Consider the following 13,163-nt stretch of genomic DNA (forward strand, 5'->3'; position numbering starts at 1 on the left):
ACTCATGTCCTCCAATCCCCTTCGGCATGCCATGGCGCGGATGGGTGGCCGCGATCCGCATGAAAAGCACCGTGCCGCCACGCCTCTTGAACTCTTCTTCGACCTGACCTTCGTCATTGCCTTCAGCGTGGCGGGAAGCCAGTTCGCGCATGAGATCGCGGAGGCGCACTTCATCCCCGGCCTGCTGGGCTTCTTCTTCGCGATGTTCGCCGTGAACTGGGCCTGGATCAACTTCACCTGGTTCGCCAGTGCCTACGACACTGACGACTGGATCTTCCGGGTAGTTACCATGATCCAGATCGTGGGAGTCCTGATCCTCGCCATGGGAATTGAACCGATGTTCCATTCATTGGTGGAGGGGGACCACGTTGATAACGCGGTGATTGTGGGCGGCTACGTGCTCATGCGGTTGGCCCTGGTCTCCCAGTGGCTGCGGGCAGCCCGGCAGGATCCCGCGCGCCGCGGGACGTGTCTGCGCTACGCCCGGTACCTCGCGCTCGTGCAGCTCGGATGGATTGCGGTACTGATCATCGAAGCCGATGTTCCCACCACGTTCGCCATGATTGTGCCCTTGATGGCGCTGGAAATGGCGACACCGTATGCCGCCGAGCGGAAAGCCAGGACGCCGTGGCACGCACACCATATTGCCGAGCGGTACGGGTTGCTGGCCATCATCGCCTTGGGGGAATGCCTCATCGGTGCCATCGAAACCCTGCGCGCCATCGTTGCCAACCACGGCTGGAGCCTCGACGCGGCGTTGGTGGGCTTCGGCGGAACAGCCCTGGCATTCGCCATGTGGTGGATCTACTTCATGCTGCCCTCCGGCCGGGCGCTGCACGTGCGCCGGCACCGGTCGTTCCTCTTCGGTTACGGCCATATCCCCATCTTCGCCGCCATTGCGGCGACGGGAGCAGGCCTGCACGTGGCCGCCTACTACATCGACCATGAGGCACACGTCAGTGCCGCAGTGGCCGTAGCCAGCATTGCGGTTCCGGTGGGACTGTTCAAGGGCTCCCTGACCTGGCTGTACAGCGTCATGGTTGGCCGGGACAGGACTATTATTACCGTGGCCGGCGGGGTCCTGATGGCGCTGGCGGCCGCGGTGGGACTGGCAGCGGCCGGAGTGTCGGTCCCGGTGTGCCTGCTGGTGATTGTGCTTGCACTTGGCGCTTCCATTGTCGTTGACGAGCGACGCGGCTCGGACCGCCTGCATCACGCCCTGGAGAAGCTGGAGGCGGAGACTACCGCTCCCCGCCCGTCCTAGCGTCCAATGCCGTCCCGCCCGCGCCATCCGGCTCCCCGTAGGACAGGTTTTCGTAATCGGTGGTGTCTTCCTCATCCAGCTGGTCGTCCAACTCCTGCAGCAGCCACGGGTTCACCCGGGCCAGGATCTTCCGTACTTCCTCCACCTCGACGGCGGCATACAGCACAGGACGTGCGTCGCGGTACTTGGTGACAGGCGGTTTGTCCGGCCATTTCTCAGCCAGCGCCTTGACCCTCTCGGGCAGTGAGTTGTGCGCGTTGTCCGCAATCTTGACCAAGGCTGCGTCGTGGTCCTCGGCGATTTCCCGAATACCGGCCTGATAATCGTCCGGGTTGCTGTGGAGCCGGTTGGTAACGCGTTCAATGATCTCCACGGCCCGCTCCGAGACCCCCATATCCAGCAGCGCCTGGCGGGTGATGGGAGTGTCCTCCGCGATATCGTGCAGGTATCCGGCGATCCTGATGTCTTCGTCGAAATCGGCGAGGGCGTCACCAACGGCGAGGACATGCTCACGGTACGGACGCTTCAGTTTGTCCTTTTGCCGGTTGTGGGCCACCTCGGCAAGGACCTTTGCAGTCTCTACCGTGAATTTGGGCGCCGGGCTCTGCTCCGCGGCCTGCTGGTCTGACATGTTCTAAGCCTAGGCTGAGCGGGCTGCGTTGGCTCAACCGGGCTCCCTCATGGCGGAAATCAGTGCGCGGCAGGCTTGATGCCGTTGTATACCCAGGGCTCCCTCGGGACGTCAGCGGGATCGAATGCTGCCAGGGCTTTCTCCAGAGGCCCGGCCGGCAGTCCCAGCGATTCCAGTAACCGGTCGCGTACTACAGCGGCAGGGCATCCCGCCACCGACAGATCCAGCAATGTCACTGCACCGTCGCGCTTCGCCAGGCGGGCGCCGTCGGCATTCACCACCAGCGGAACATGCGCATATTCCGGAACTGGAATATTCAGGAGCGACGCGAGAAAGGCCTGCCGTGGCGTCGACGGCAGCAGGTCGTCGCCGCGGACCACCTGGTCGATACCCTGTTCGGCGTCGTCCACCACCACGGCAAGGTTGTAGGCGGTCACGCCGTCGTTGCGGCGGAGCACAAAGTCGTCCACCAGGCCTGTGTACGTGCCGTGGAGCAGGTCGTGCACGGTGTACCGGGATGTATCGGCGCGCAGCCGGACAGCGGCCGGCCGCGTGGAGCGCTTGAACTCCAGCTCGGCGGGGTCAAGGTTGCGGCAGGTCCCCGGATAGGCACCCTGCGGGGCGTGCGGGGCGGACGGTGCCTCCTGGATTTCGCGCCGGGTGCAGAAGCACTCGTAGGTCAGGCCGGCCGACTCCAGGCGCGCGATCGCCTGGGCGTAAAGGGAGCTCCGGGCAGTCTGTCGCACCACATCGCCATCCCAGGTGATGCCGATGGCCTCCAGGTCCCGCAGCTGCTCCGCTTCCGCGCCGGCGCGTGCGCGGTCCAGGTCCTCGACGCGGAGCAGGAACTTCCGGCCGGTGGAACGGGCAAAAAGCCAGGCGAGTACGGCTGTCCGGAGATTCCCCACGTGAAGTTCCCCGGAAGGGCTGGGGGCAAAGCGGCCTGCGGAGGTCATGGGTCAACCCTATTCGCCGCAACGATGCGCGGGACAACTCAAGAGCCCCTCAGCTACCGGTGACTTCGGGAATCCGACGCCGGTAGCCCAGGGGCTCTTGCCGTGTTTGCAGAATGACTATGGTGTGAACAAGTGTCAATCAGCGGCGGCCTCCTTGCGGGAGGCGGTGTCCAGAACCCGGGTGGTGTGCCGGGAGCCTGTAAGCCGGTGGGGGTCAAGCGGTAGCTCTTGCCTTTATTGCCATCATTTGAGCAGACAACCTACAGTTGGAACAACAAGCAACGCGCCACTTGGTCAGTCTGATCCATGCGTCAGGCCCGAACCGGCAGGAACTGATCAAATTGCAGGAACTGGACGCCACGGACAAGCGCATCCTGAAGGGCCTGGACGAAGACCCGCGTGTTCCCGTTATGGTGCTGGCCCAGCGGCTGGGCCTGGCCCGCGGAACCGTGCAGACCAGGCTGGAACGGATGACGGCGTCCGGAGCGCTGCGCCCGAACAGCAGCAGGGTTCTTCCCGCCGCACTGGGCCGAGGAGTCGCTGCTTCGGTCAGCGCGGAACTGGACCAGAGCCACCTCAACGAGGCCATTGCCGCGCTCCGCAAAATCCCAGAGGTACTTGAGTGCCACGCGCCGGCCGGGGACACGGACCTGCTGATTCGCGTAGTAGCCGCCAGCCCAGACGACCTCTACCGCGTTTCGGAGGAAATCAGGTTGTGCCCGGGCATCGTACGGACTTCCACCAGCATGTTCCTCCGTGAAGTCATCCCCTACCGCACCACCGGCCTGCTCAACGATTGACAGCTAAACCGGGGGCCCCGCGTTGGACTTGAGGTTTTTCATGACAAGGGTGGACGTCAGCCGCTCAACCCCGGGCAGGGACGTCAGTTCGGCATCATAGAAGCGCTGGTAGGCGGGCAGATCCTCGGCGATAACCTTCAGCAGGTAGTCGGGCGATCCGAAGAGCCGCTGGGCCTCCACGACATTGGGATTGTCCGCGACACGGTTTTCGAAAACCTCCATGGTGGAACGGTCCACCTGCCGAAGGGTGACGAACACAATCGCCTCGAATCCCAAGCCAACAGCCGATGGATCAATGTCCGCCCGGTAGCCCCGAATCACGCCCGAACGTTCCAGATCCCGCAGCCGCCGATGGCAGGGAGCGACGGTCAAGCCAACCTTCCCGGCGAGCGCCGTGGCAGTCATCCTGCCATCCTTTTTAAGGTGGCGCAAAATATTTCTGTCAATATGGTCAATCACGCAAGAATCTTACCGCCGGAGCAGCAGCTCGGGCGAGAAAGGACAGCACTTCCGGACGGAAAGTATCTAGGGTTTCTCCTGACACCCCACCTGGCAGGAGAAACGATGAATCCGGAGCTGTTCTTGGCTTTTGTGCTGGTGGCTGCAGCGTTGGCCTGCACGCCAGGGGTGGACTGGGCGTACTCCATCGCCGCAGGTCTGAGGCAGCGCAGCTTCGTGCCGGCGGTGGCAGGGCTGTGCGGCGGATATGTCCTCCACACGGTCCTGCTGGTGGCCGGCCTTGCTGCCCTGCTCACGGGGATGCCCGGGGTCCTTGGCTGGATCACCCTTGCCGGCGCCGGCTACCTGCTGTGGCTCGGGGTGAGCACCCTTCGCTCCTGGCGCGGGGCCAGCTTTTCGGCCGGCACCGGCAGCGAAGGACATACGCGGCTTCGCTCCTTCCTCCAGGGCATGGGAACCAGCGGCATCAACCCCAAGGGCCTGCTTTTCTATGTGGCCCTCGTTCCGCAGTTTGTCAGCGCAGAGGCGCCCCTGCCCGTCCCGGTCCAGTCGGGCCTGCTCGGCATGACGTTCGTACTGCTTGCGGGGCTCGTATACACCGCCGTCGCCCTGTTGTCCCGCACCCTGCTGCAAAGCCGGCCGGGTGCTGCCCGGACGGTGACCCTGGCCAGCGGTGTGATCATGGTGGTGCTGGCGGCGGTACTGCTCGGAGAACAGCTCCTGCCGCTCCTTGGCGGGGCCCTGGGTGACGGTGCCTAACTAGTCGTCGCTGAGCTGTTTCCAGTCCTGTTCCCAGATGCGGCGCATTTCCTCGTCTTTGCGGATGGGAACCGGTCCGGCGATTTCCCGCTGCGGCACCGGGTCCTCGCGCCGCCGCCCCCAGTCCCGGGGGTTGAGCGATCTCCGGCTGGAGTCAAGAAGCAGGAGCGCACGGTCCGTCAGGGCGTCGTTCCGCAGGGTCAGGTGCGTCTTCCGCCGCCGCAGGACCTCGGCCAGGGCCTGGTTCGCCGCCTCCAGCCGGCCCTCCCGCCGCAGCGCCCGCGCCCGCACGAGCAACAGGGCGGCAGAAAGATCGTCCGCGTTGAGCAGGCCATCGGTCCAGTCGATCACTGTGCGGCTCCGGCCGAGGGTCAGCGCCAGCGAACAGCGCGCCAAGGCCATGGGGAGCGACGGCGGCAGCCCGCTTAGGGCGTCCAACGCTGCCTCCGTGCGCCCCGTCTCCCGCAACGAATGTGCCAGTGCGAGGAACACCGACTCCTCGCTGAACAGGATGGGGATTTCCACCCGTTCGGCCAGTTCGATTTGGGTGACGATCCTGGTGAGGTAGGTGGAGGAATAACGGTTGGCTTCGTCTTCATTCCTGGTGGTAAGCCCGCGCTGGAGAAGTTCCGACGCTCGAAGGTAGCCGCCCTGCTTGTAGACCAGCAGTCCGGCCATGAGGTAGCAGAGCCCGGCCCATCCGGGATAAGCCCGTGCCAGGGTGATCAGCTGTTCGGGATGGCGGCTGGCGAAGACTGCCTCGTGTACGGCCTTGGCGGGCTTTGGCAGCATCCGTTTGAGCCGTGGGATTTCACCGTCCACTGACAGCAGGGCCGGGTGGCGTCCGCCGAGCACACCGGTGAGCAGGCCGCCCACTCCCCCGGCGAGCTCATGGACTGGCGTCCGCAGCTGGGGCTGGCCGAACGGTGTGAGGTCTCTGCTGTCCCAATAGATCGGTGGAGGGTCCCCGGGCATCATCTTTCCATGCTAGCCGCGACTTCCAGCAGTGCGGAGCGGTTGCTCCCGGGTGGCCCGTGGCCGGGCCGCGCGGCGGCCGGTACTTGTTCCGGCTGGGAATTTCCGCAAGGCTGGTAAGCACCCTTAGCAGTTCCGCCGTCAATAAGGAGAGCACAGTGCAAATCGACAAATCCCAGATCCTCGAGCTCCTTCGAAACCAGGGGGACCATGACAAGGCCGCCCAGGCCGACTCGGAGCTGCCGGACCAGGTGGACACGGACCAGCATGCCGGAATCCTGTCCAAGCTGGGCATCAACCCCGCAGATCTGCTGGGGAAACTCCCTGGCGGCCTCGGGGACAAGCTGGGAGGGCTGGGCCTCTAGCTCATGGCCGTTCCATAAACCATTCCGTGAAGGCCGATGCCCTGCCGGAGCCGTCCAGCTGGAGTACCCAGAGGTTGTCATAGGTAGGTCGGCCGCCGGAATAGGTGGTAACGCCCTGGATAAAAACGGTGTCGCCGTCCGCGCCCAGCAGCTCCCAGCTGAAGCTCCAGTCCCCGGGCTCATCGCGGGCGGCGAGCCACCCTTCAATGATTCTGTCCAGCCCCTGCCATGCCGCGGGGTCATGGGGCCGCGTCTCATACCTTGCGTCCGCGGTGAAGAGCGCACGGATGTCCTCGGGCCTGTTGCTGGTCCATGCGGTTTGGTACTTCTCCATCCAGGCGGACACCTGCTCCTGCGCCGAACGTTGCTCAGTCATGGTGCCGTTCTACGCCCTGCCGTTTGAGGCCGCAAGGGCTCAGCCGTTCGCGGCCGCGACCCACACACCGATCACCCAGGTGCTGGCCGCGAGGCATGCCAGGCCGAACTCGGCGAGCATGCCCAGCCCGGTGGCTTTGAGGGCTGCCCAGCTCGAAGTCGTCGCTGTACCGATGTTGCGGGTGCGGAGGAATTCGCTCAGCAGCAGGCCGGCCGCAAATCCGACGAAGAGCCCCACCACGGGAATAATGAACATGCCCACTACGCCCGTAACCAGGGCGGCCGCAATGCTTCTGCTGGGGATGGCGTGTTCCTTGAGCTTCCTGCCCGTGAGGACGGCGCCGGCGGCCATGCCCGCAACCACAAACAGCATGGCAATCGCGAACACCACCCACCCTGCGGTGCCGGCTCCGCCCCAGATGGCCCACGCCAACAGACTGGCGCCGATCAGGATGCTGCCCGGAAGCACCGGGATCACGGTGCCTGCCACGCCTACAAGAATTGCCAGGCCGCACAGGACGGTCACCACGGTTTCCGAGTTCATGGTCCCCAGTCTATGGTTCGGCCCGGATAACCCCCGACGGCGGTGCCACCCGCGCAGGGGAGGCACCGCCGTCGTAATTTCAGGAAAGCGGTGTGCTGCTACTTTGCTTCCACCGCTGCGGCAACGGCCGCGGTGACAGCCGGAGCAACCCGCGGGTCCAGCGGACTGGGCACAATGTAGTCGGCCGCGAGGTCCTCCGCCGCGAGGTCAGCGATGGCGTTGGCGGCGGCAAGCTTCATCGCGGGGGTGATCCGCCGGGCACCTGCGTCCAAGGCGCCGCGGAAGATGCCCGGGAAGGCCAGCACGTTGTTGATCTGGTTCGGGAAGTCACTGCGGCCGGTGGCCACCACGGCGGCATACTTCACTGCAACCTCGGGCAGGACCTCGGGGTCCGGGTTGGAGAGGGCGAACACGATGGCGTCCTGGTTCATCAGGGCCAGGTGTTCCTCGTCCAGTTTCGAGGAGGAGACACCGATAAAGACGTCGGCACCGGCCAGCGCCTCGGCAGGGCCGCCCGCCAGGGCGCGGGGGTTGCTGCGGCCGGCGATGTCGGCCTTTTTGCTGGCCTGGTCCGCAGCAAGGTCGGTACGGGCGCTGTTGATGATGCCGCGGGAGTCGAGGAGGACCACGTCGGTGATGCCGGCGGCGAGCAGGATTTCGGCGACGGCGATGCCGGCGGCACCGGCACCGGAAACCACCACGCGCAGGCTCTCCAGCTGGCGGCCGGTCACCTTTGCTGCGTTGGTCAGCGCTGCAAGGGCAACCACGGCGGTGCCGTGCTGGTCATCGTGCATAACGGGGCAGTCCAGGGCTTCAATAAGCTTTTCCTCAAGCTCGAAGCAGCGCGGAGCGGCGATGTCCTCGAGGTTGACGGCGCCGAAGCTGGGGCGCAGGCGCACCAGGGTCTCAACGATTTCATCCACGTCCGTGGTGTTGAGCACCAACGGAATGGAGTCAAGGTCGCCGAAGGTCTTGAACAGGGCCGACTTGCCCTCCATCACGGGCAGGGAGGCGCTGGCCCCGATGTTGCCCAGGCCCAGGACCGCAGTGCCGTCGCTGACCACGACCACCAGACGCTCGGCCCAGGTCAGGGTGCGGGCAAGCTCAGGCTGCTTGTGGATGGCGCGGCTGACTTCAGCCACGCCAGGGGTGTAGGCGATGGACAGGTCGCGCTTGTTGGACAGCGGCACCGTGCTGGCGATGGAGAGCTTGCCGCCCTGGTGGGCGTCGAAGATCTCGGCTTCGCTCAGCGCGGTGGCTGCGGAAATATCAGTGGCTGCAATTGCGTCAATGGACACGTCGTTGTCTCCTGGTACTCGCCGTGGGCACACGGCACAAGGGGCTCATACCCGAACAGGCACGAGTCGAAGGTGGTGCGGCGGAAAACCCTGGGGTGGCGGGTCCTTGGGAGCTTCGGTGGTGGCCCAGCCGCTCCGTTGTGGACCATGGTAGGCAGCGAAGCGGACGCCTGCTGCCCGTTTTGACAAACATGCAGCCTGCCAAAACGGTTTTCCACCGCCCCTCGTGATCCGCGTCACGGAAATAAGTGCGATTTATGCGCTTGATGGTCTAGACCGGTTACGCGCTTCGGTGAAGTGTGTAGCTGCCTTCGGTGGCCGGCGCGAGCCGTGCGCAGGCCTTTTTAAGGTCTTCCTCCGCCTCGAAGAGGGAAAGGCGGCGGCTGCGGACGGACTGGACCAGACCAGTGACGGTCAGCAGTAGCACCCGGGCAGCGGTTGCGTCTCCGGAGGCATTGGCTACCAGCTTTTCGCTCAGCGCATCGATGTCGCGCAGGAGCGCGGTAGTGTCTCCGTCGGGAAGATAGATCCCGCGGCTCAGGCACTGCTCGACGGCGGGCTGCATAACGCGCATATGGAACATCTCCATCAGCAATCCGCCCAGCGCCCTGCCCCGGAAGCGCGACGCGGTGGTGCGCCCGGCAATCTGCAATTCCCCGAGCTGCTGGCGGTAGAGCGCGAGCATCAGGTGCGTGCTGGTGGGGAAGTAGCGGTACAGCGTCCCCAGGGGCACATCAGCCTTGGCCGCCACCTCGGGCAGCTCCACTGCGTCCAGGCCCTTCCTGGCATAGCCGCCGGCGGCCTCGAGGATGCGCGCATAACGGAGCCGCTGGCGGGGAGCGGAGGGTATGGCGGCCATTGGCGGATGGTCTGGAAAGGTCTCAGGCATCTGTTTTCCGGGTTGTGTTCGACGGTGCTGCAGCCGGGAGCGTCTTCATCCCGGACCGCCTGCAAATCCGGTTCAACTATACGGCACCGCCATGTGGCGGAATTCGTCAGGTGGCTTAGTTCCGGCCCCTCGGCAGGGTCACCGGACGCCCTTGATCTTCACCACGAACACCGCACCCAGCAGGCCAACGACTGCTGCCGTGATGAACAACGTGAGGTACCCGCCGAAGTACGTCACAGCGAGGAACGCGAGCAGGGACGCGAACACCTGGGGAAGCGAGCTCGCCACGTTGATGATGCCCATATCCTTGCCCCGGTCCGCAGCCATGGGCAGGACCTGGGTCAGCAGCGCGAGGTCAACAGCAAGATAGGCTCCGAACCCCACGCCCAGGATGGCGGCTCCAACAAGTGCGCCCGTCCAAACGGGGAAGAAGGCCAGTGTCAGCCCCGCCGCGGCAATGACTGCAGAGGACCCGATCACGAAAGGCTTCCGCCGGCCCACCCGGTCGCTCCACCGCCCCGCCACCACCGCGGAGATCATGACCATCAGCGCGTAAATGCCGGTCAGGGTCAGGACTCCCAGGGCCGGGTCCTCATGTTTGAGGACGTCCCGAAGGAAAAAGAGCAGGTACACAATGGTCAATTGGTTGCACACGTTAACAAGGAAGCGGGTGAGCCAGGCCCAGGCGAAGTCCGGGTAGCGGACGGGGCTGATCCAAAAGCTCCGGACAAAGCTGACCCAGGCGAAAGGCGGGCGGTGGTCCAGCGGCAGCTGGGGATCGTTGGGGTGGAAGAGATAAGGCAGCACGGAGACGATCAGCGCCCCGGCGCACAATGCGTAGCCCACCATGTAGTTGCCGCTGACGACGGCGCCAAAAACTGCGCCGATCAGGATCCCCACCGTTTGGCCCATAGCGGCCAACCCACCCACTCCACCGCGCTGCAGCACCGGTACGCGGTCCGGGACTGCGGCAGTGATCGCCGCGTAGGCCGCGTTGGCCCCCAGCTGCACCAGGCACCAGAACAGCACCATAAGGGCAACGGTCGTGGCGCCCGAGAGCGCCAGGAGTGCAGCCGTAGCCAGGATTGCGCCGGCGAGCACCCAGGGAGACCGGCGGCCAAATCGGGAGGTTGTCCGGTCCGAGAAAGCGCCAAACAAAGGGTTGGCCACCAGGGACACTGCAGCGCCGCAACCCAACACGAGGGACAGGATCGCTTCCTTGCTGTCCTCGTCAATCCCGATGGCCTGCTGCCCAAGGAACACGTTGATGGGGCCAAAAAAGGCCGCGTTAATGCCCACGTTGACCAGGACAAGCCCGGTGATCCACCGGGCAGTGACGCGTCGTGTCGGTTCGGCGAGGGCTGCCGCCGGACCTTCCGGAACGGCTCCCCGGTCCAAGGGGGCGGGAGTATCGGACAGGCTCATGATTCGCTCCCCGGGCTACGGCTGATTGGCGACGGAATCAGACTATCGTGGGCGTTACCGCGCCGCTGCGCCCACGGACAGCACGGGCACATATGGCGGCAGCCGAAACACCGAGGAGAACTACATGAGCGCAGCGACCAGCCCTAACGAGGCGGCTCCCGCCGTCAACACTGCAGACCTCTACGACGAACGCGGCGACGATCTCGCCTCGGTGTCGCTGCAGTTCCAGTCCCTGGGTGGCCGTTCCCACTTCAGCGGAAAGGCACGGACCATCCGCTGCTTCCAGGACAACGCCCTGGTGAAGTCCACCTTGGCCACCCCGGGCAACGGCAGCGTGCTGGTGGTGGACGGTGGCGGTTCGCTGGCGACTGCCCTGATGGGGGACATGATTGCCGAAAGCGCCGTGGCGAACGGCTGGGCCGGCGTCGTCATCAATGGTGCGATCCGGGACCGCGAGGCTATCGGCCGGCTTGACCTGGGCGTGAAGGCACTGGGCAGCAACCCGCGCAAGAGCGCCAAGGCCGGCGCCGGCGAAGTCGACGTGGATGTGGAGATCGACGGCGTGACCATCCGTACCGGGGCAAGGATCTGGTGCGACCCGGACGGGATCCTCGTGGAGCGTTGAGCCGCATGCCAGGGAGGGGAAGGAAAGCGTACCGCCGCGGGGAATACGCCGGGGCGTGCGATAGTTACTGAAAGCAACTATCGTTTTTTCCCTTCCCTGGAGCATCCATGTCCACACCCACTGCCAACCGCGCCGCAGGAGAAACCCTGACGCAGCGCCAGATTGTCACCGTAATGGTGGGCCTGATGCTGGGCATGTTCCTGGCATCGCTGGACCAAACCATCGTCTCCACGTCCATTTACACCATCGCCAATGACCTTGGCGGGCTGTCGCTTCAGGCCTGGGCCACCACGGCCTACCTCATCACGTCCACGGTCAGCACACCGCTGTACGGCAAGCTCAGCGACATCTTCGGCCGCCGGCCGCTGTACCTGGCCGCCATCGTGATCTTCCTGGCGGGCAGCCTGTATGCCGGCTCGGTCCACTCCATGACCGAACTTGCCCTGGCCCGGGGTGTCCAGGGGCTGGGGGCGGGCGGTTTGCTGGCGCTGGCGCTGACCATCATCGGCGACATCGTGTCCCTCAAGGACCGGGCCAAGTACCAGGGCTACTTCATGTCCGTGTTCGGCGTCTCCTCGGTGCTGGGACCGGTAGTGGGCGGCGCGTTCGCAGGATCCGCCACCATCCTCGGCTTCGACGGCTGGCGCTGGGTGTTCCTCATTAACCTCCCCATTGGCCTGGCCGCGCTGGCTGTGGTGTTCCTGTTCCTGCACCTGCCGGCCAAGCACGTAAAGCAGAAGATCGACTACTGGGGCGCGGCAGCCATCACCCTGGCCATCGTGCCGCTGCTGCTGGTGGCGGAACAAGGCCGCAGCTGGGGCTGGGCATCCCTGAACTCCTTCCTTTGCTACGGGCTGGGAGCAGTAGGAATCGTCTGGTTCCTGCTCGCCGAAAAGCGCGCCGGGGACTACGCGCTGATCCCGCTCCGGCTCTTCCGGAACGCCACCTTCGGGCTGTCCTCGCTGCTGAACTTCATCATCGGCATCGGCATGTTCGGTGCCATCGCCATGCTCCCGATGTACCTGCAGCTGGTTAAGGGCCTTACTCCCACGGAAGCCGGCCTGATGATGATCACCTTCACCGTCGGCATCCTGAGCGGCTCCATCACGGCCGGCCGCACCATCTCCTCCTCCGGCACCTACCGGATCTTTCCGATTATGGGCACCGCGATCCTCACTGCCGCTGCCGTGGTGATGGGCCTGTCCCTGGGCGTGGACACCGGCTTGTGGGTTCCCGGACTGATCGCGGTGTTCTTCGGCATGGGCCTGGGCTTCTGCATGCAGCCGCTCACCCTGGCCATGCAGGTGTCCGTGCCGCGCCGGGACATGGGCGTTGGCACCTCTTCCGCCGCCTTCTTCCGCTCCATGGGAGGCGCGGTGGGCACGGCGGTGTTCATCTCCATGCTGTTCAGCCTGGCCGCCGGACGGATCGCGGACACCATGAAAACCGCCATGGGAAATGCCGACTACCAGGCCGTCCTTCAGGACCCCGCAGTGGCCGCGGACCCCGCCAACGCCAAGCTGTACGAGTTCTTCCGCAACGGGGCCTCCAATGATTCCCTCAACGACACCAGCTGGCTCCACACGGCAGACAGCACGCTGACCCGGCCCATTACGGAGGGTTTTGCCTACGCAATTGATGCCGTCATGCTCACCGCAGCCGTGCTCACCGGGATCGCGTTCCTGATCAGCTTCGCCCTCCCCAACAAGAAACTGACGGACCCCAAGGCGGCTCCGCAGGAGCAGGCCGTGGTGCACTGACCTTTCCGTCTCCCTCACCTGGGACGACGACGGCGGGC

At 65.1% G+C, this 13,163-nt stretch carries 15 protein-coding genes; 6 read left to right on the forward strand and 9 right to left on the reverse strand.

The window, feature by feature from the left end; genetic code table 11:
* The first annotated feature begins 4 nt into the window (after window positions 1-4).
* Window positions 5-1,264, forward strand: coding sequence for a low temperature requirement protein A (locus AC5RVN_RS16040; RefSeq protein ID WP_494138599.1), 1,260 nt, complete (start codon window positions 5-7; stop codon window positions 1,262-1,264).
* On the opposite strand, the gene AC5RVN_RS16045 is transcribed toward AC5RVN_RS16040, so the two are convergent.
* Together AC5RVN_RS16045 and gluQRS are read right to left on the reverse strand one after the other, a co-directional pair.
* The gene (locus AC5RVN_RS16045; RefSeq protein WP_494138600.1) at window positions 1,242-1,895 is read right to left on the reverse strand and encodes an HD domain-containing protein; all 654 of its coding nucleotides are present in this window, start codon (window positions 1,893-1,895) and stop codon (window positions 1,242-1,244) included. The genes AC5RVN_RS16040 and AC5RVN_RS16045 overlap by 23 nt on opposite strands.
* 59 nt (window positions 1,896-1,954) lie before the next feature.
* Window positions 1,955-2,851 carry a tRNA glutamyl-Q(34) synthetase GluQRS gene (gene gluQRS / locus AC5RVN_RS16050; protein WP_494042332.1) on the reverse strand — a complete coding sequence of 299 codons (897 nt, stop codon included), beginning with the start codon at window positions 2,849-2,851 and terminating at the stop codon, window positions 1,955-1,957.
* A gap of 341 nt (window positions 2,852-3,192) precedes the next feature.
* Here gluQRS and AC5RVN_RS16055 point away from each other — a divergent pair, with 341 nt between their 5' ends.
* Window positions 3,193-3,651: an Lrp/AsnC family transcriptional regulator gene (locus AC5RVN_RS16055; protein ID WP_494042401.1), complete on the forward strand. Its 459-nt coding sequence runs from the start codon at window positions 3,193-3,195 to the stop codon at window positions 3,649-3,651.
* 3 nt (window positions 3,652-3,654) lie between these two features.
* Here AC5RVN_RS16055 and AC5RVN_RS16060 read toward each other — a convergent pair whose 3' ends face one another.
* Window positions 3,655-4,110, reverse strand: a complete 456-nt coding sequence (locus tag AC5RVN_RS16060; protein ID WP_494138601.1) for an Lrp/AsnC family transcriptional regulator — start codon at window positions 4,108-4,110, stop codon at window positions 3,655-3,657.
* A 105-nt stretch (window positions 4,111-4,215) separates the two neighbouring features.
* Here AC5RVN_RS16060 and AC5RVN_RS16065 point away from each other — a divergent pair, with 105 nt between their 5' ends.
* Window positions 4,216-4,869 carry a LysE family translocator gene (locus tag AC5RVN_RS16065; RefSeq protein ID WP_494138602.1) on the forward strand — a complete coding sequence of 218 codons (654 nt, stop codon included), beginning with the start codon at window positions 4,216-4,218 and terminating at the stop codon, window positions 4,867-4,869.
* Here the strand turns inward: AC5RVN_RS16065 and AC5RVN_RS16070 are convergent, their stop codons facing one another.
* A complete protein-coding gene (locus AC5RVN_RS16070) occupies window positions 4,870-5,847 on the reverse strand; it encodes a hypothetical protein (protein ID WP_494042335.1) in 978 nt (325 codons plus the stop codon). It abuts the gene before it with no gap.
* A gap of 155 nt (window positions 5,848-6,002) precedes the next feature.
* Here AC5RVN_RS16070 and AC5RVN_RS16075 point away from each other — a divergent pair, with 155 nt between their 5' ends.
* Entirely contained in the window at window positions 6,003-6,209 is a 207-nt protein-coding gene (locus tag AC5RVN_RS16075) for a hypothetical protein (protein WP_494042336.1), read from the forward strand.
* Window position 6,210: 1 nt separating this feature from the next.
* On the opposite strand, the gene AC5RVN_RS16080 is transcribed toward AC5RVN_RS16075, so the two are convergent.
* From AC5RVN_RS16080 to AC5RVN_RS16100, 5 genes are all read right to left on the reverse strand, one after another.
* Window positions 6,211-6,585, reverse strand: a complete 375-nt coding sequence (locus tag AC5RVN_RS16080) for a nuclear transport factor 2 family protein (RefSeq protein WP_494042337.1) — start codon at window positions 6,583-6,585, stop codon at window positions 6,211-6,213.
* A 39-nt stretch (window positions 6,586-6,624) separates the two neighbouring features.
* Window positions 6,625-7,128 carry a DUF456 domain-containing protein gene (locus AC5RVN_RS16085; RefSeq protein WP_494042338.1) on the reverse strand — a complete coding sequence of 168 codons (504 nt, stop codon included), beginning with the start codon at window positions 7,126-7,128 and terminating at the stop codon, window positions 6,625-6,627.
* Window positions 7,129-7,226: 98 nt separating this feature from the next.
* Window positions 7,227-8,426, reverse strand: a complete 1,200-nt coding sequence (locus AC5RVN_RS16090) for an NAD(P)-dependent malic enzyme (RefSeq protein ID WP_494138603.1) — start codon at window positions 8,424-8,426, stop codon at window positions 7,227-7,229.
* 280 nt (window positions 8,427-8,706) lie between these two features.
* A complete protein-coding gene (locus AC5RVN_RS16095) occupies window positions 8,707-9,315 on the reverse strand; it encodes a TetR/AcrR family transcriptional regulator (RefSeq protein WP_494138604.1) in 609 nt (202 codons plus the stop codon).
* Between the two features lie 138 nt (window positions 9,316-9,453).
* Entirely contained in the window at window positions 9,454-10,740 is a 1,287-nt protein-coding gene (locus AC5RVN_RS16100) for an MFS transporter (protein ID WP_494138605.1), read from the reverse strand.
* A 124-nt stretch (window positions 10,741-10,864) separates the two neighbouring features.
* Here AC5RVN_RS16100 and rraA point away from each other — a divergent pair, with 124 nt between their 5' ends.
* Together rraA and AC5RVN_RS16110 are read left to right on the forward strand one after the other, a co-directional pair.
* Window positions 10,865-11,365, forward strand: coding sequence for a ribonuclease E activity regulator RraA (gene rraA / locus AC5RVN_RS16105; protein ID WP_494042342.1), 501 nt, complete (start codon window positions 10,865-10,867; stop codon window positions 11,363-11,365).
* A 107-nt stretch (window positions 11,366-11,472) separates the two neighbouring features.
* Window positions 11,473-13,125 carry an MDR family MFS transporter gene (locus AC5RVN_RS16110; RefSeq protein WP_494106112.1) on the forward strand — a complete coding sequence of 551 codons (1,653 nt, stop codon included), beginning with the start codon at window positions 11,473-11,475 and terminating at the stop codon, window positions 13,123-13,125.
* Window positions 13,126-13,163: the final 38 nt, after the last annotated feature.

Source organism: Arthrobacter sp. sptzw32 (assembly GCF_059089735.1).